Genomic DNA, 18,153 nt, shown 5'->3' with positions numbered 1-18,153 from the left:
ATAAGAGCCACTTCCTATTAGAAAGAAATTGATTATGGTCCGCGTCTCTGTGAAGAATCCCCGCAACACCGCTCGTGGTGGATTCACCCTGATTGAACTGCTGGTGGTTATCGCCATTATCGCCGTTTTGATTGCTCTGCTGCTGCCCGCAGTCCAGCAAGCTCGTGAAGCCGCTCGCCGCACCCAGTGCAAGAACAATCTGAAGCAGATTGGCCTGGCCGTTCACAACTTCGAAGGAACGTTCAATCACCTGCCCAGCAGCCTGCGTCCCCCCACACCCGGGACCGTTCGTATGGCCGTCATGACCGCTCTGCTGCCGTACATTGATCAGGCCAACATCTTCAATCAGTACAACCAGACCATCAACTGGAGTGTGGGAACCAACGTTGCCCTGTCGCGAACCAAGATCAATGCCTTCGTCTGCCCATCCGATCCTCAGGGGGGGGCTCTTGACGGTGTTCCTGACAATCCTTCCGCCTGGGCACAGGATACCGCTGCCTCCAGCGACTACTCCCCCATCTTCGGCATCTCGCCGCTGAACCAGCCTTACACCTCGGTCCAGTTGACCAACCTGCACACTGACCCTGCCGACCCGACTTACCAGTACATTGCCGGTTTCTTCCCCAAGAACGCTACGATCACCACAGCATCGGGCCAGAAGCTTTCCGGAGCCAAGTTCAGCGACGTCACCGATGGTCTGTCGAACACCATCGCTTTTGCCGAATCGTCAGGTCGCCCTGCCGTCTGGCGCAAGAGCCGACAGTTCGGTGGTCTCCCCACCAACCGCGTCAACGGCGGTGGCTGGGCACGGCCTGCCAGCGACATCCTCTACTTCGGTGCCAAGGCTGACGGTTCAGACTTCCTCGGTACAGCCGCACTGAACGCCACCAACGGGCTGGATATCGGATCCTCTTCCTATCCGCACACCGACGCTCCTTACGTGTTCGGAACCCACGGCAACAGCCAGCCCTACTCGTTCCACACCGGTGGTGCTCACTTCCTGCTCGGGGACGGAGCCGTCAAGCTGATCAGCGAGAACATCTCCTTCGACGTCTTCATCGGACTGTGCACACCCAAGGGTGGCGAAATCGTCGGTGAATTCTAATCCGACGGGTGCCGGGAGCACCGACGGGTAACGATTTGACGCGCACCAGAGGACTCGCAAAGCATGCTTTGCGAGTCCTCTGCCTTTTCAGTCACCACTTTCAATGACAACCGTCGTCCCACACCCATCCCCGCCACCAGTCACACCTTCCTGCCGAATGAGGTTTTCTGTCGCTTTCAGATGATTGTCGAAAGCAGACGGGTTAGAGTGAGGATCTGTCAACTCCAGTTCCTGCCCCTTCCTGTTCCATCATCATGAGGCCCCTATGCTGATCGGCGACATGTATGCCCCGGGAAAAGTGCGGTTGATCGAAGTTCCTGAGCCTGTTCTGCCGTCCGAACCTCCGCATGGCTGCTCCGGGCAAATCGTCTTCCAGCCCGAAACAACCTGTCTGTGCGGATCGGATCTTCCTTACTTTAATGGCTGGAATGAATGGCCGATCGCGTTAGGTCATTCGCTTCACGAAATGATCGGAACCGTCGTCGCGACGAACGGGAAGAAATGGAAAACGGGCGACCGCGTTCTGGCCGTCCCCGTGGCTCAGCAGGGCCTGGCCGAACGATTTATCCTGGACGAGAACCGTGCAATCTCCGTCGCGACCAATGTCCCGGAAGAACAGGCGCTCATGGCCCAGCCACTGGGGACCGTCATCTTTGCCCTCAAGAAGCTCCCTTCCCTCCTTGATCGTGACGTTGTCGTCGTCGGACAGGGACCCATGGGTCAGCTTTTCAACGCGGCCCTCAGAAATCTCGGAGCGCGTCAGGTGATCGGCATCGATCTGGTCCAAGGCCGTCTTGAGACCAGCCCGCAGATGGGTGCCACAGCTACGATCTGCAACGCGAACACCGATCCGGTAACGGAAGTCAAAAAAATCCTGGGGGGCAGATTGCCTGACGTTGTGATCGAATGCGTGGGCCATGCCGATCAACAGTTCAATCTGTGCATTGATCTCTGCAGACCCGAGGGGCAGATTTTGTTCTTTGGCGTGCCACCCGAAAAGATCAACGACTTGCGCTGGCGTGACCTGTTCTTCAAAAACATCTCTGTTTACACCTCCGTCGGTCCCGATTTCTCGAGAGACTTTCCATCGGCCATGCAGTGGATCAAAGAAGGACGAATCAACGTCGCTCCCATCATCACTCACCGGTTTCCCCTCCGACGGCTACAGGAAAGCTTCGAGCTCTTCCGAGATCGCAAAGAAGGGGTGCTCAAAGTCATCGTCACCTTCCCTGCGCTGGGAAAATAGGCGAAATAACTGTCGCCAAACGTTTTACCCTCTTCGCCTCAAGCGGCTTGAGCGTCAGCAGACCGAGCAATTCCATCAACCTGATTTTCGCCGGAACTCGTTCGGGGGATTTTCTGAAGGAGCGTCAGAGACTGGGAATGTCGTTCTTTCCGCTTTGTGAAGGGACGATACCCCCACTTGACGGACCGGGACATCCTCGGGCGGACTTGAGGGATGGGAAGAGTCGATCGGTCAGCGGGTGGCATGTCGGCCGGTCAGGTCGATGTCTTTGGGTTCCGGTGACTGGTCCGTGATGAACTTCCAGGTCTCTCCCATTTCCCGCATCGATGTGAAATCCACGGCCGAGTACTTCACATCGAGATGCGGAGTCGTCACCGGGATATTTCTCTCGGAGTGAGAATCCATCGCAGCCGCGAGTACCCCGGTTGTCAGCAACGTTCGCTCGACGGGATAAGGAGAACGCTGTTCGCGAATTAATGTCTGAATGGAATGTGACAGAGCTTTGAACAGATTCCGGTTCTGCCACGGGCCCACATAAAAGCTCGTCGCCAGTGGATCGGGACGCCCCGCCACCTGGCAGGCGAAGCACCATCGCGTCGAACTCGCTCCAACACGCAGCATTGTTCCCCGCAGTCCATCACGGTACTTGACCAGAATTGCATGGATCGGGTGCTGACTACCCGTCCCCGGTTCAATAAAGTCTTTAAGTGAGGTGACCGCTTTTCCTTCCGCCGCACTCATTGCCGCCAGCGCCAACGCTGGACTCCACCGTCCTTCATCAGCGGCTTTCCAGACTTCGTCCCCTTCGAGGAAGTGCACCTCACTGACACCCGTTTCACCTCCGTGTCGCGACTCGACCATTGATTGCAGCACCTCGAGTGCGTGGAAGTCGTAGGACTCGATTCCGCCACTGTGAATCGAAACCGCTTCTTCGATCTCTGCATTGACCGGCATCTCGAGGGGTGGTCGTCGCTGAGCGAGTGGAACCGAGCTTCCCGCCATCAGGGGAAACTGGAGCTCCTTCGCTACCTGGTCCATCTCGGCCGCCCAATCCCAGCGATACGACAAATGCTTATCACTGAAAACAGGAACGGAGCGTCCCGACTGACGGAACACGGCCACAATCTCATCGAAGAACCGTTTGCGCGGATACATTCGCTGCTGCCGCTCGTTCATGGGATAGTCCCCGTGCTCGCCGATGGACACCACGCCATCGACTGCAAGCTCTTTTCCTCCCAGCGTCAGCGCCTCGGCAATGGTCGGAAAGATCTCGATACCATAGCGTTTCGCGACATCCCGCGCCATGTCCCGCCCTTCCGGAAACTGGTCGACGTAAAAGCTGACGATCTCCATGCCCGATTCGGTCAGCTTGCCGTTGAAGTAATACGGTTCCAGAAAGTTCTCGACGATGACATGAGCGTGACTGCGATACGTGAATTCTGTCAGGACAAGAGCGACACGCGGCCGCGCAGCACGAGCGTCCGACTGGTCAGCGCGAACGCCGGGAACGATCCCTCCGGCCGTCGCCAATGACAAGGCGGCAAAAGTTCTCAACCACTGTCGACGATCCATTCGTTCGAATACATCCATCACGTCAGGCCCTCAGACTCACATGGGTGGTTACAGTCACGGCATTGCGACGGGCGATTGAACATCGCTCGCAACAAGCAAAGAATCGCCTTCAGAAAAGTCATGCCATGTTCGCTCCTGTGCTGTCAACGCCGTGCAGCGACACCGGCCCCCGGCAGGCGGGAATCCGAACATCAGATGGGGCCCTGCTCTGCTGTAAGCCGCTTTGCTTCCATCCACCGGCGCTTTGCTTCCATCCACCGGCAAGGACGAGCACCGTCGCATGATCTTATCTTCCGATTCCGAACTCCCGCTTCAAGGGGCCGTGACGGTCCCTATCGCAGCAGCACGATGAGCGATAGTCTGGTGCCCTGTCGCAGTGACCGCGACCCGGACATCATGCCCTTGAGTCTGGACCAGCCTCTTCTCCCCCCTGCCGCGAAGACGATACCTATGTCGCTGATCGATCATCCCGAAGGTAACTATCGCTTCCTCCCCGGCATCGCCCCTTACTCGTGCGGAGTCGTCTCCAGCCCGGGGTTCGAGATCACTCACGTGACGTTTCAGAATCCCGTACCCTACCGAGCGGGATTCCAACGGATCGAACAATTCCTGGCAGACAATTCTCGCCCGAAAGCAGCGCTCTGTGGAATCGAACTGAGGTCCCCAAAGCCGTTCACCTTTCCTGGCTTCTCTGCGTTTAATGCAGAGTACGCCGCTATCCTGAAAGACTGGGGAATCTTCGTTGACGGAGTGAACCCGGTCGCCCGGACGAACGTAGCTCCGGTCGTGATGGCACCCGCCGAACCGGCCATGTACGGCTTTTCCCTCAGTATGCCCTGTACGCGAAAGCAGCCCGTGACTTTTATCGTCGCAGGAGGAGGCGAACTGCCAGAAGGAGTCCTCAACCGGGAAGGAATCATTGCTCTAGGGGACAAGTCAGAGGCAGGGATTCGAACCAAAGCCGAATTCGTCATGGATCTGATGGAGACGCGCCTACGGGGACTCGGCGCAGACTGGTCCCTGGTGAGTGCGATCAACGTCTATACAGCGCATTCCGTGGCACCGCTGATCAAGGAGACCATCCTCGGCCGTGCCGGGACTGCCGCGATTCATGGGGCCGTCTGGTACTACAGCGCGCCGCCGATCGAAGAAATTGAATTCGAAATGGACCTGCACGGCACACGAACCGACCTGCGTATTGACTGAGCGGCCTCATCGCCGGAAATTCGACTTGGCTACCTTCAGGCCGTTTCCGCCAGGACTTCCAGTCGATGAAGGATCTTGCCGCGCAGCACCCAGATCACGACCGCGATCACCACGCTCGTCCCGAAGAACGCGCCACACCTCGCGTAAACATCCATGCGAGAGGTGAATATGGAACTCACGTAAAACCACCCGGCCATGAAGCAGATTGTCAGAGTGGCTGGTATGGCCTTCCATCCAATATAGAGCGACATCAGGATCAGCAGGTGCAGGTAGCCAAAAACGCTCATCCCCACAGTGATTGTCCCCACCATCAACTCCATCGTCATCGTTGAGTGGATCGGAAAGTCATGAAACATGAACGTGAGGTAGATAAAGAGAAAGGGTGCCACGATGGTTGGCGCCAGCCCTAATCCCCAGCCGTAAATTTTGTCCGCGTAGATCTGAGACAATGAGCGAGGTGTCTGCACCAGTGACGACCAGGTCTGATATCGGATCTCATCCAGATACAACCGACTCACCGACCAGGTCCCATCCAGAATGCCGAACAGGGCGGCGTAGATGGCAGTCCATGCCGACACAAACCCCAAGTCAACTCCTGAATTTTGCCCTAGTATTAAAAAAAACATGACAGCGGGAACCGCGAGACGGACCACTGTCCAGAACAGCCCTCCATTGGAAAAGACGTACTCTCGCCAAATGATGGGCCTGGACCAGGCCCTGCGGGAAATGCGGCGCGTTCCCAGTCGCAATGGTGAGCGATCGCTTTTCGCTGCCAGCATCGCCATCGAATCGAACTTCCCCCACGCGACGATTAAGCAGACGATGCCAGCGACGATTCCGAACCAGACGGCGGGAGACCAGGCCGAGCCCTGAAATCCGCTCTCGGTCACCGTCATCAATTGCGCGGGAAGGCTGACCGTTCCCGCGGTTTCGCACATGGCCTGCCATTCAGGATACGAACTGAGCGGTGTGAGGAAAGGAGGCAGTGCGTAGAGGGCAACGGCCGTCGCTGTCGTGCGAGCGGCACTCGCCCCATCGGGCCGACAGACTGACATCGTGATCCCGATCGCCGCCAGCAGCCACAGGAACGCCACCAGCGCCGCGTAGCCCGCATACACCTGGGGCCACGAGATCCCCCCCAACGTGATAGCCACAATGGTAAACGGTAACTGCACGGCCACCAGCACCAAAGCTTCTAATAACATCGCTCCGTTTTTTCCGATCAGAATGGAAAGCGGCGTGATGCCAGTCAGTCGCAGCAGTCCGATGGTCTCGCCCTCCTTCTCTTCCGTGACTGATTGAGAAAAGCCGAAGATTGCCAGGCTGGACAGGAAGAATGCCGTCGCCAGCAGTTGTGATTGAAAGAGCTGAAGCCCTGATGCAGACTTCCAGGTTGACCCCTGCGCAACGCAAACCATCTGGTAGAGCATGAGCATCAGACCCAGACGAATGGCATGAGCGCCTCGTTTTCTCGATTCGATTAACAGAGACAGCTTTGCTAACTGCAGTGCGCCCACCAGCATGAAGCTCTCCTCGCATCGTTCCGGCGATCGAACCGCTCTCCCACGGCCATTTCGGACCAAAACAGGGGGACGTCCCCTATCGGTCGGGTGAGAAAATCAATGAGGGGCAATCGGCGGAGTGACCCTGAATGCCTCTGTTCTTCAATCAATCCATTCGTAGCGAGCGTAACAGTCGCCGGTCGAAATGGGTAACTGCCGGCGTCACTTCTCTTCGAGACAGACGAACAACGTCGTCCGGACTCGTCGTCCCTGACGACGTCCGACCTCCACGTGCATATCATTGCCAGTCTGCCTCGCACAGGATCTCTCGCAACATGATGAATGCGGCGAGTGTTTTACTTGAGAGGTGGGCCGACACCTCCGGATCGCCAGGGACCAGGGAACCATACGCCGCTGAACAGACCGCGTCGGTCGTCAGTCATTCACGTCAAGGGAACTGGCAAACGGACTTGTCCCCGGTATCATCTGACAGAACCGAAGTCGTTCCCTCGGCCGGAACACCAAATTGGGTTAACTCACTCGGAGTCGCAGGTCTTGAAGCTGTTTAATCGTTTCCCGGCCATCATCCACCACGATGACAGCACGACTGCGCCCTCACTCGCCAGGAAGTGGGAAACCATCCTCTTTTCGACCGTTCTCATCTGGACCTTTCTCGGCCTGTGTTTCCCGATGTATGACACCGACTTCTGGTGGCATCTGAAGACAGGCCAGTCGATCCTCGCGGGGAACGGCATCCCCGGACTGGACCTCTACACCTTCACCGACGCCGACAAGCCGTGGATCGATCTGCATTGGGGGTTTCAGGTACTGGTCGCCATTCTGTACGCGATTGGCGGAGTCCCCCTGGTCACACTGGTGAAAGCCGGTGTCGTGACCGCCGCGGTCGCGATCGGCTGGAGGGCCTGCGGAAACGAACTACCCGCCTGGAAGAAATCGCTGCTCTGGATCTTCCCGATCATCTGCATCGCGGGACGCGGCAACGAACGCCCCGAGATGCTCTCGCAGCTCTTTCTGGCAATGTGGCTCTGGATCGCCTGGAGATCAGAAAAACAGCCTGACTGGATGTGGTGGCTTCCGGTCCTGCAGATCATCTGGGTGAACTGCCACGCGTTATTTGTACTGGGTCTGATTGTCGGCTTCAGTTACGCCGTTGATGCGGTCATTCGCTCCCGCTGGGGTGGCCGATTCGGTCTCGAACCGCGCACGGACGGACCTCCGCTCGGCGCGGTATTTGTCGTTGCAGTGCTCGTGGCGCTCGCCTGTCTGATCAATCCGTATTTTGAAGAGGGGGCCTTATTCCCCTTAACGCTCTACAGAAAATTTTCGGTCGAGAAAGAGTTCTATCGCCAGAACATCGGAGAGTTTCGTCCTCCCATCGATTTCGTGATGCAGTTCGGACTGAGCAATCTCTTTGTCATTTCAGAACTGATTGTCTGGCTGGTGACGGCGGCCAGCTTCGTCTGGCTGCTGGTCAAGAAAGGGAGATGGAGCCCCTACCGGCTGATCCTGTTCGCCGGCTATTCCCACCTGGCCTGGCAGGCCAGTCGGAACACGAATATTTTCGCTCTCGTCTCAGCCGTCATCGCCTGCCAGAATTTCGCTGCCGCCGAAGTGATTAGTTCTCTATCCGTCGCTGGCAGCACCGCGGGTGATCGCGCCCACCCGACCGGGAAGAGAGTCAAACTCGCACAGGGAATGACCGGTCTGTTTGTCATTCTGACCGGACTGGTCGTCAGTGGCGTCTGGAATCAGATCGGCGAAAAGAATAAGCCTTTCGGACTGGGGGAAGCACCCAACTGGTTCATTCACGATGCCGCGAAATTTGCGGGACGGGACGGGTTCCCGATGCGCGCGTTCGTGGCTCACATCGGTCAGGCCGAAGTCTACGTGTACCACAATGGGCCTCTGCGAAAGGTCTTCATGGACGCACGCCTGGAAGTCTGCACCCAGCAGACATTCCAACTCTACAACGGCATTCTCGCAGCAATGGCGGCAGGTGACCCGATCTGGCAAAACCTGTTTCGGGAAGGAGAACCTCCCGTCGTGATTCTCGATAGTCGCTCATCGCGACCCGCGATTAATGGGATGCTGCAAAACCCGACCTGGCGTCTCGTCTTCGCCGACAAAACGGCAGCGGTCTTTTTACACATCGACACCGCAACCAGACTCTCATTGCCCCCTGTCGACCCGTCACCGCTGATGTATCCCGATGGTGAGCCGAAAGAAAAGAGCCGGGGAAAATAATCACCGGAATCCCGCATGCCAACACGTAGCCCCGCGCATTCCGACGCAGTGAGCGTCAAAGGCGAGCGAGACCTGACGCGGCCCCTGCCAGGGTGTCTGCGGCCGCCCATACAGCGGCGGCAAGTGTGCCAGCAGGATTTCTAACGCTTCGTTTTCTTTCGAAAATGAGAGCCTGCAGGACCGTATTCGCCCCCTGCAGAATTGTGCGTGCGGTTTTTTAATCTTCTTGCGTTCCCCTGAATCCGACCGCTATTCTGTTCACTTAGTATAAACTCACATTTGAACAGTAAAGGTTGCATCCGTGAAAAGCCTGACGTTTTGTTCCCTCTTCGCCGCGACTCTGTTTGCAGAACTCCTGTTCCAAACAGGTCATGCCACCGCAGCGATGGTGACCTATGCTGATCTGGCTTCGTGGAGTGCGAATGTTTCGGGAATCACGACAGAGAAGATTCCCGACCCAAGTCCGAATACGTTCGTCGACTTCGGACAAGGTGACGCCTCTCATTCCTACGGAAGCCTGACGTTCAGCCAGTCCACATCCGTCAACGATCAGGATAGTTTTCTCAGTCTTTACAATATTGGGCCCCTGGCGTCTGGGGTCCCTGCGGTGATCTCGGCACAGAACTCCTCTCCCGGTAGCACGCCTGAAGCAGTCAATATCCTGATCGAGTTCTCCGGACCGGTTCATGGATTCGCTCTGAATTTCGGGACGTTCCTCGGATACGACGTAACATTTACACTCTCGAACGGAAACAGCTTCACACAATCCTCGACGGCCAGCGACTATACTCTGCTCGATTTTGTCGGCGTGACAGACGACGTCGCATTTACCTCGGTTCTGCTGCAATCGACGGAACTTGAAGCCGTGTTGAACATCAACAACATTTCTTTCGCCACGACATTCGCCCCGGTTCCCGAGCCTTCGACGATGGTCCTGGCGGGAATGGGAGGACTGGGCCTGGCAATCGCTGCCCATCGTCGACGAACCAGGCTTGCGGCCTGAGCGACGGCGGCAACTCGTTACAAACGTCCATCACCTGAGCCGGTATCCGCGAATGAGACCGAATCGACTGAATTGTCAGCCGGTTCGGTCTCTTCTTACAGGGTTGCGATATCCAGGGTTGCGATATCGGCTCCATCGCGATCCGCCGGATCATGTGCTGATGTGGAACCGGCAGGACCTCGTTCCTGATCCTTCGTTCCTGATCCCTCGACAACGCGAGGAGGAAGGGGGAGGTCGGTCTTGAGGCCTTCAGATTTCCCATTCGGCTTTCCTGCCGAAGGATCGACAGGGCGACTCGTAGAGCAGAAAAGCTTTAGAAACGAGTCGCCGTCCCGATCGCCGTCCGCTGAACCAAAGGCTCTCTGGCGACACGTCCCTCCTTGAGGGCTGAGTTGAATTCTCGGCCACTTCTTCTATGCTGCAAATCGTAAGCGGTCCCTGACGAAGAATACCCCAAGGAGTTGCCGATGCTACGCGTGATCTTGTCCTGCCTTGCGTTTGCCCTGGTTTGTGACGGCCTGACACAGGCTCAATCAAAAAAGACCGTTGCGGTCGGCAAGAACCCCGAAAGCGTCTGTCGAGGTTTCGATGGTAAGCTGTACGTCACCGTGATCAATGATGAAGTCCCCGGCGATGGGACTGTCGTTGCCGTGGATGGTGAAACGGTCACCGTCTTCGCCAAAGGATTCAATGCCCCCAAGGGAATCGCATTTGTCGGTGATTACCTGGTGACGGCCGATGAAACGACCCTGTGGAAAATTGACAAAACCGGCAAGGCAACCAAGCTCGCCGAAGCCAAGGACTTCCCTCATCCAATCGAGTTTCTGAACGACGTCGCCGCTGGAAAAGACGGTGCCAGCGTCTACGTGAGCGAAATGAGCTCCCCCGCTCCGATGTTCGATCCCAGTGGCGAACGCAAGTTGTGGGCTCTGGACAGCAAGGAAGCCAAGGACCTGCCGAAAAAAGGGACCATCTACAAGGTGACCCTGAAAGGTGACGTCAGCGTCGCTGTTCCTGCGGGCAATTCCGCCGTTCGATTCCCTAACGGTGTGACCGTCAGCGAAGTCGCCGATGAGGAAGGAGTCTTCGTGGGAGAATTCTTCTCGGGCGAGGTCGTCCAGTACCATGACGGCAAATTTGTATCCCTTGCCTCGGGGATGCGCGGGATCGATGGACTGACCGTGACCAAAGACGCGATTTACGCGTCGAGCTGGATTCAGGGCAAAGTCTGGAAGGTGGACCGCAAAACCCGTGAAGCCAAGGTCATTCTGGAAGGCCTGAAGTCGGCCGCTGACTTTTACTACGACGCCAAGAACAAGCAGCTGGTCGTCCCCGACATGATCAGCGGAACACTCGTTTTCCTGCCCCTCTAGTCAGCGGCATCCCCGCTTGCCAGAATAGACCACAGGAATCAGGAAGGGCGAAGCGTGCCTGCATTTGCCGGTGCTTTGCCCTTCCGTGGACCTTTCCAGTGGCACTCATTCCCTTCCCCGGGCGACTCTGCGTGACCGAACATCCGGAAAGGTGATTTCAAGCAATCCCAAGGAAGGATTTTTTTGATGCCAGGCACGTATGCCAGAACAACCATTTCCGAAACTGCGGCCGCCTCACACTCCCGCGCTCACGTCGCCTGACCCGAAGCCCTGCGTCCCGGAAGCAGGCTTCGCCGAGCTCCACTGTTTCACCAATCACTCTTTTCTTCGCGGCGCATCCCACCCGGATGAACTCGTTCAGCGAGCCGCAGAACTGGGCTATGCCGCGCTGGCGATTACCGATCGCAACAGCCTGGCCGGGGTCGTCCGTGCTCATGCCGCCGCACGGCAGGTCGGGCTGAAGCTGCTCATCGGTGCCGAGGTTGCCTTTCAGGACAGCAGTACCGCGATCCTGTTGTCGATGAACCGCAACGGTTACGGGCACCTTGCCCGGTTACTGACTCTGGGCAAGCGGCGAACCATCAAAGGAGACTGCCAGCTCTTCTTCCAGGATTTGGCCGATCACCATGAAGGCTTGATCGCCTGTGTCCTGCTCGATTCGAACCGGCCGGAGGAACAGGCGACCGACCTTCGCCGCTGGAAGTCGCTGTTCGGGGACCGCTGTTATGCTCTGGGGCACCTCCATCTGGGTCCCTGCGACAGTCTCGCTCTCCAGCAGTTTCAATCGATCAGCACTGCGGCGGAGGTGCCTCTCGTGGCGTGTAACAGTCCCCTGTATCACGAACCACAACGCAGGTACTTACATGATGTTTTGACGGCGATCCGTCTGAAATGCACCGTCGCGGAACTGGGTGCCGCCCGACTGCCGAACGGGGAACGCCACTTAAAATCGGGCGACGAAATGCGGCGACTGTTCCGCGACTGCCCCGAGGTCATTTCGCGCTCAGTGGAAGTTGCCAATCGCTGTAAGTTCTCGCTGGATGAACTGCGATATGAATACCCTGAAGAACTGGCTCCTCCAGGAAAAACCCCATTCCACTGGCTGCAGCAACTGACCTGGGAAGGGGCTCGACACCGTTACCCGGACGGAATTCCACCGCATGTCGAAAACCTGCTGAATCACGAACTGAAGCTGATTGAAAAACTGCACTACGAGGCTTACTTCCTGACCGTCTGGGATCTGGTCCGCTTCGCGCGATCCCGGAATATCCTGTGTCAGGGACGGGGGTCCGCCGCGAACTCGGCAGTCTGCTACTGCCTGGGTGTCACCTCCGTCGATCCTGAAAAGATTGACGTGTTGTTTGAGCGGTTCATCTCGCAGGAGCGGGACGAGGCTCCCGATATCGACGTCGACTTCGAGCACGAGCGCCGCGAAGAAGTGATCCAGTACATCTATCAGAAATATGGCCGTGAACGGGCCGGCATGACGGCGGAAGTCATCTCTTATCGTCCCAAGTCAGCAGTCCGGGATGTGGGAAAGGCTTTGGGGCTGTCGCTGGATCGAGTCGATGTTCTCGCCAAGACAATGGAGCATTCTCGCAGTGATCCGGCAGTGATGGCCGACCGCTTCGCCGCCGTCGGGTTTGATCCTCAGTCGCGACTGGGCCGCCAGTTAATCATTCTGGTCGAGCAACTGCTCGGGTTCCCCCGTCATCTGGGACAACACACGGGCGGAATGGTCATGACCAAGGGCCCGCTCTGTGAGCTCGTTCCCATCGAAAATGCGATGATGGCCGATCGCACCGTGATTGAATGGGACAAGAACGACCTCGACGCACTCGGAATCCTGAAAGTGGATTGTCTGGCCCTCGGGATGCTGACGGCCATCCGGAAGTCATTTGAACTGCTCAAGGTCCATAAAGGAATCACGTGGACACTGGCGACACTTCCCGCCGAAGACACCGAAGTCTATGCCATGCTGTGCCGCGCCGAATCGATCGGCGTGTTTCAGGTCGAATCACGAGCTCAGATGAGCATGCTCCCTCGATTGAAGCCGATTTGTTTTTATGACCTGGTCGTGGAAGTAGCGATTGTTCGCCCCGGCCCGATTCAGGGGAATATGGTCCACCCGTATCTTCGCCGTCGCAGCAAAGAAGAGCCGGTCACCTATCCCAGTGAAGCCGTGAAAAAAGTTCTCCTGAAGACGAATGGCGTTCCCATTTTTCAGGAACAGGCCATGCAACTGGCGGTCGTCGCAGCGGGGTTTACTCCCGGTGAAGCCGACCAGTTGAGGCGCGCCATGGGAGCCTGGCGACGGACCGGGGTCATGGAAAAATTTCGAGCCAAACTGCTGGACGGGATGAGGGCCCGCGGTTACGAGGAAGACTTCGCCTTGCGCCTGTATGAACAGATCCAGGGGTTTGGAGAGTATGGGTTTCCCGAGTCCCATGCCGCGAGTTTCGCACTCCTGGTGTATGCGTCCGCATGGCTGAAATGCCATGAGCCTGCCTTCTTCACGGCGGCGCTGCTGAACAGTCAACCGCTCGGCTTTTATGCCCCATCGCAACTGGTAGGCGAGGCCCGACGCCAGGGGGTGGAGGTGCGCGGGGTTTGCGTGAACCAAAGCAACTGGGACTGCACGCTGGAACCGGTCTCCCCACCGACGCACCACGCGGCCCAGCATTCCTTTGCCCTGCGACTTGGGTTTCGCATGATCCACGGGATCAGGCGTGACACCGGCGCCCGAATTGAATCTGTCCGCAAAGTCTCCTTGTTCCAGTCGCAAGAAGAATTTTCATCGCGGACCGGACTGGGACGGGCTGAACTGGCGCTGCTGGCCAAGGCAGACGCTTTTCATTCCTTCCAGGCAAGACGGAGAGAGGCGGTTTGGCAGTCGATGCTGCCCCGTGAAAGGTCTCCGCTGTTTGACCGGGTTCCGGATGCCGAAGAGAAACCGGCTCTTCCCGTGATGACCCCGGTACAGGAAGTTGTTGCTGACTATCAGACCGCGGGACTGTCACTGCGCGGACACCCCTTGAAGTTCCTGCGCACAGAGCTCGATAAAAAGAATATCGTGCGTGCCCGTGATCTGCTGGTCCTGGAATCGGACCGCAAATACCGTGTCGCCGGCTTGGTCCTGCTGCGACAACGCCCCAGTACGGCCAAAGGGATCACGTTCATGACGATCGAGGACGAAACGGGAACGACGAATCTTGTCGTTCACGTCAACATCTGGGAAAAGTTCCGATTGATCGCTCGCGGCGCCTCGGCCATCCTGGCGCGCGGAATCCTGCAACGCCAGGAGGCGATCGTGCATCTGGTCGTTGATCACTTAACCGACCTGTCAGAAGAAGTCGGTCGCTACCAGGACGCCTCCCGCGATTTCCGATGACCGTCGAACCCGTTCGAATCCGTCGTCGTTCACGTCCTCTCCAATCACCGCAGTGCGACCACGGTTCTGGTGTGAGATAGATCTATCGCAAGCAAGATGTTATTCCCGGAATGGGCACCATGTCGCACGGGGACCGAGGCGTCGTTCGACTCTTTCTGCCCACACATGAATACGTAGCTCGGTCAGAACGCAGGCCCCGAATTTGAGCCAATAAGTTTGGAAATCGAGCTGAGATGATGGTGCGAAGAGAAACGAGGCCCACGGCTTCTGTTTCGCTCACGTGTTATCCAATCGCCTTGGCCTTCTCGCACAGCCTGCGCCAGTTTCGAAGCCGTCAGTTGAAACAGCGGATCAGGTTTGACGTCCGGCACGTCCCGTACGTTCTCTCGCAGAACGGTCCAAAGTCGGGCCAAATCTGTCACTTCGCTAATATCGAGCACGGAATGTTTTCCAGTTGGATCCAACCGCAGAATCGCAAAGGTGGCCTGGTCCCGATCGGCGTGCATCGTCTCCGTCCTGTGTGGGGTTCTGCAAATCTTCGCCCAAGCATTGAGATAATCAGGGTCGAGACGAACCGCTTCTTCGAATGATCTTAATGCCTCTTCATATTTCATTTCGGATTCACGCAGATAACCGAGAAGATAATGAAGTCGCGGATGTTCGGGCTTCTCTGCCACAAGCCGTGAAAAAACGTCATTGGCAATTTTGACCGCCAAGGGTCCTTTGAAAACTCCTTCGCAGCCAAAGCAGTGGCTTTCTACACGACCGAAACTGTCGGGCATCAGTTCGAAGGCACGCTGATAATGTCTGGCCGCCCCTTCCATGTCTCCACTATCCGCCAACTGAACCGCGAGCCGCGACTGAATACAGTAGGCGTCTGCGAACAGCAGCAGGCTGGCCCGGTACATCCTGATTCCTCGAGACAACATTCCCTGAACATAGTGCTGATCAGCCAGCTCTGCCATACGAATCGCTTTGACGGCCCCCTGATAGACTTTTGCCGTCTCTGAATTTCCCTGCTTCAGGATCTCCGCAAGGACGGCATAGACTCGCATGCGGTCCCCGCCCCCCTGCTCTCCGTCAGACGGATCAATCGCGATTGCCTGTCTGGCGAACTGCTCCGCTTTCACAAGATCTCCCCGATCCAGATAGTATCTGGCCAGCCAGATCAGCGGCCGTTCTTCAAACGCATCCTCAGCAAACACTTGCTCTGCGAACGGAACGAATTCATCCCCCGCCAATTCCAGCACCAATTGCCAGCCCGGATCGTATCCTGGCCACTTCACTGTGATTACCTTCGCGATCGCCAGTGCCTCCTCCTGTCTCCCCATTGCTGCAAGAGACTTGGCGGCGATTAAGGGGAGAGGAACTTGAGAGCGTTGCCCATGGTCGCTTTCGGGGGCTTGACTGTTCTCGAGCATCGTTCCAAGGTCAGGATCTTTCCACCAGGGTGCTTCTTCGAGTAGCGTCAAAACGTCTTCTACACGTTCCCCGGCGTGGTACACGCGCGCGAGCTGATGAAGAGGCGAACGTTCATCAGCATCATATTGGAAAGCAAATCCATCCTTCTGACGAAGCCGCGCAACCAGTTCCTTGATGCAAAGTCGTTCGGCACGGGCCAGTTGCTTCACTTCAATAAGCAGTTCAACAAACTGAGCCAGGTATAACGATGAAGGCTCATCATTAAGCAGTTTCTCGGCAATATCCGTCCCCCGAGTGATCCATTCGTCCCGATCGAGCAAGCGGCCAATTTCCGCCACTTTTAAGGCCAATTCAATATCCGATGCTCCACGATTGTCGTCGTTGCCTGCCTGTCCGTCTGGCAAAATCTGGAATGCGAAAGCGACCGCCTCGTCAATCCGGTCGGCTGAAAGAAGCGCATCAACACGGATGATCTCCAACTGGCGCCGTGCCATGAGCGACAGCTCAGCGTTGGCGATGGCCTCGTCAACCACCGGGAGCGCATCCTGACTTCGTCCGTTCTGAGCGGACAATTCGATGTAGAATTCCCATAAAGGCAGTTCGGGGTTGGCTTTCAAAGCGTCGTTGAGAAACGTATAGAATTTTTCCGCATGCCCGAGACCCTCCAATTCCGGCAGAATCAAGCGAATCTCGTTGATTGAAATCTGAACACCACCTCGCATTTCCAGCGGAGGCTCCTTCAGGAATTGGAAGACATCTTGTTGCCGGTCACGGACGATCAAACCGATGAGATAGTATGCCACTGGCAGGTGGTGATCTTCGCGATGGAACCACTCCCGCTGGGGTTGAGGCATTGTGCTGAACCGCTGAAAGAGATCGACAGCATCGATTGAATGACATAAGTCCCAGTATGGCTGTGATAACTCGTTGAGATGTTCGATCGCGAGTTCTCTTGCCAGGACCAGAGTTTCGTTGTCCTGCTTTTCCGAACGACGTAGCACGCCAAAGTTGAGTAGGCCCCCTTTCCGCTGAAATGCCCTTGTCAGTAAGATGGTTGCCTCTTCATGTCCGACGAGATGAACAAGATCAGGAATAACCAGTTCATCGAACTCCCCCGATGGCGCAATCTCAAGTTTCGAACGGAACACTTCCAGAGCTGACTTCGGTTCCAGTTCACCCTGCAATTCCTGCAAGTGGACGAACGCGAACTCTCGAAAGTAGTCATCCGCATCCTTGGACTGGAACATGTTCGTAATCGCGGTAAAGAGCCCTCCTCTACCTTTTCCTCCCTTCGCAGGATCAACAAGCTTGAGCCCTCGCTCGAGGTCCTCCTTTAACTGGTCCATCCGGCCGAGCAAGCGGTGCCCGAGCATTCGTACCGCAATCGCATTGATCTGTTCTCGTTCGCTCCCCTGAATCGGACGAGTATCGATCATTTGCACCAGGTCAGGCCAGGCCGCAGGGGGTGGCAAGGCGTCAATGAGCTTTCCCACCTCGATATCCTCATGGACTGATGATGACAGGTTTGATGTCGCTTTCCACAAATCGTAAACCTCAATCCACGCCGCTGCAGCATCGGGCGGTGTCAACAGGTCCAATCGGGCCGGAAGTTCCTGAATTTTCTTGGCGACGATCGCGATTTCGTCGCTGTCGTCCGACACCTCAGAAAGCTCTTGTACGGCTTCCAGCACCCGCTTGGCCCCCACAAGTTCCTCCGCGAAACTGATCGGCAACTGGAAATCCAAAACCCGCGACAAGATCAGAATCATCGCCATAACGAGAGAATAACGTCGGCTGCGTGACATAAGCTTTCCTGGGTCGAAGTTCGCATAAAGGATAAGCGTGATAAAGATGATTCTGGCATAACGTCTTCGTGATCGCCAAGCGAAGACGGCGATTTTCTTAGATTGCTTCACTCATAACAAATTGCATACTTGTATCAGCGCGGTTCACAAGTCAAAGATAAGCTTATCGAGCAGCAGGACGAAGATCGTATTACGGTGTCATGGCAGATATTGCAGATGGGGTGAATCGGTGCCGAATTCTCGCCCGCCAACACCGAGTTCAC

10 protein-coding genes are annotated in these 18,153 nt (G+C 56.7%); 7 read left to right on the top strand and 3 right to left on the bottom strand.

All coding sequences use genetic code 11. The features are described 5' to 3' along the window. The first annotated feature begins 34 nt into the window (after positions 1-34). Both ACGY09_RS19755 and ACGY09_RS19750 read left to right on the top strand, forming a co-directional pair. On the top strand, positions 35-1,105 hold the full coding sequence (locus ACGY09_RS19755) for a DUF1559 domain-containing protein (protein WP_397569115.1): 1,071 nt from the start codon (positions 35-37) through the stop codon (positions 1,103-1,105). Between the two features lie 265 nt (positions 1,106-1,370). Beyond that, positions 1,371-2,351 (top strand): zinc-binding dehydrogenase, encoded by a 981-nt coding sequence (locus ACGY09_RS19750; protein ID WP_397569114.1) that lies wholly within the window; start codon positions 1,371-1,373, stop codon positions 2,349-2,351. Positions 2,352-2,582: 231 nt separating this feature from the next. Here the strand turns inward: ACGY09_RS19750 and ACGY09_RS19745 are convergent, their stop codons facing one another. Next, positions 2,583-3,923: a hypothetical protein gene (locus ACGY09_RS19745; protein WP_397569113.1), complete on the bottom strand. Its 1,341-nt coding sequence runs from the start codon at positions 3,921-3,923 to the stop codon at positions 2,583-2,585. 348 nt (positions 3,924-4,271) lie between these two features. On the opposite strand from ACGY09_RS19745, the gene ACGY09_RS19740 reads away from it, so the two are divergent. Next, positions 4,272-5,129 (top strand): RidA family protein, encoded by an 858-nt coding sequence (locus ACGY09_RS19740; RefSeq protein ID WP_397569112.1) that lies wholly within the window; start codon positions 4,272-4,274, stop codon positions 5,127-5,129. Between the two features lie 35 nt (positions 5,130-5,164). Here ACGY09_RS19740 and ACGY09_RS19735 read toward each other — a convergent pair whose 3' ends face one another. After that, positions 5,165-6,652, bottom strand: coding sequence for a hypothetical protein (locus ACGY09_RS19735; RefSeq protein ID WP_397569111.1), 1,488 nt, complete (start codon positions 6,650-6,652; stop codon positions 5,165-5,167). A gap of 534 nt (positions 6,653-7,186) precedes the next feature. On the opposite strand from ACGY09_RS19735, the gene ACGY09_RS19730 reads away from it, so the two are divergent. The 4 genes from ACGY09_RS19730 to ACGY09_RS19715 all read left to right on the top strand — a co-directional run bounded on the left by ACGY09_RS19730 (position 7,187) and on the right by ACGY09_RS19715 (position 14,663). Continuing rightward, the gene (locus tag ACGY09_RS19730) at positions 7,187-8,896 is read left to right on the top strand and encodes a hypothetical protein (RefSeq protein ID WP_397569110.1); all 1,710 of its coding nucleotides are present in this window, start codon (positions 7,187-7,189) and stop codon (positions 8,894-8,896) included. Between the two features lie 301 nt (positions 8,897-9,197). Then, entirely contained in the window at positions 9,198-9,899 is a 702-nt protein-coding gene (locus ACGY09_RS19725; protein ID WP_397569109.1) for a PEP-CTERM sorting domain-containing protein, read from the top strand. Between the two features lie 467 nt (positions 9,900-10,366). After that, entirely contained in the window at positions 10,367-11,272 is a 906-nt protein-coding gene (locus ACGY09_RS19720; protein WP_397569108.1) for an SMP-30/gluconolactonase/LRE family protein, read from the top strand. A gap of 199 nt (positions 11,273-11,471) precedes the next feature. Continuing rightward, complete coding sequence (locus ACGY09_RS19715; RefSeq protein WP_397569107.1) at positions 11,472-14,663, top strand: error-prone DNA polymerase; 3,192 nt, start codon at positions 11,472-11,474, stop codon at positions 14,661-14,663. Positions 14,664-14,845: 182 nt separating this feature from the next. Here ACGY09_RS19715 and ACGY09_RS19710 read toward each other — a convergent pair whose 3' ends face one another. After that, on the bottom strand, positions 14,846-17,890 hold the full coding sequence (locus tag ACGY09_RS19710) for a tetratricopeptide repeat protein (RefSeq protein WP_397569106.1): 3,045 nt from the start codon (positions 17,888-17,890) through the stop codon (positions 14,846-14,848). Positions 17,891-18,153 lie beyond the last annotated feature (263 nt).

The organism is Schlesneria sphaerica, from assembly GCF_044336245.1.
Taxonomy (GTDB): domain Bacteria; phylum Planctomycetota; class Planctomycetia; order Planctomycetales; family Planctomycetaceae; genus Schlesneria; species Schlesneria sphaerica.
This window is presented reverse-complemented; position numbering and strand designations above follow the sequence as displayed.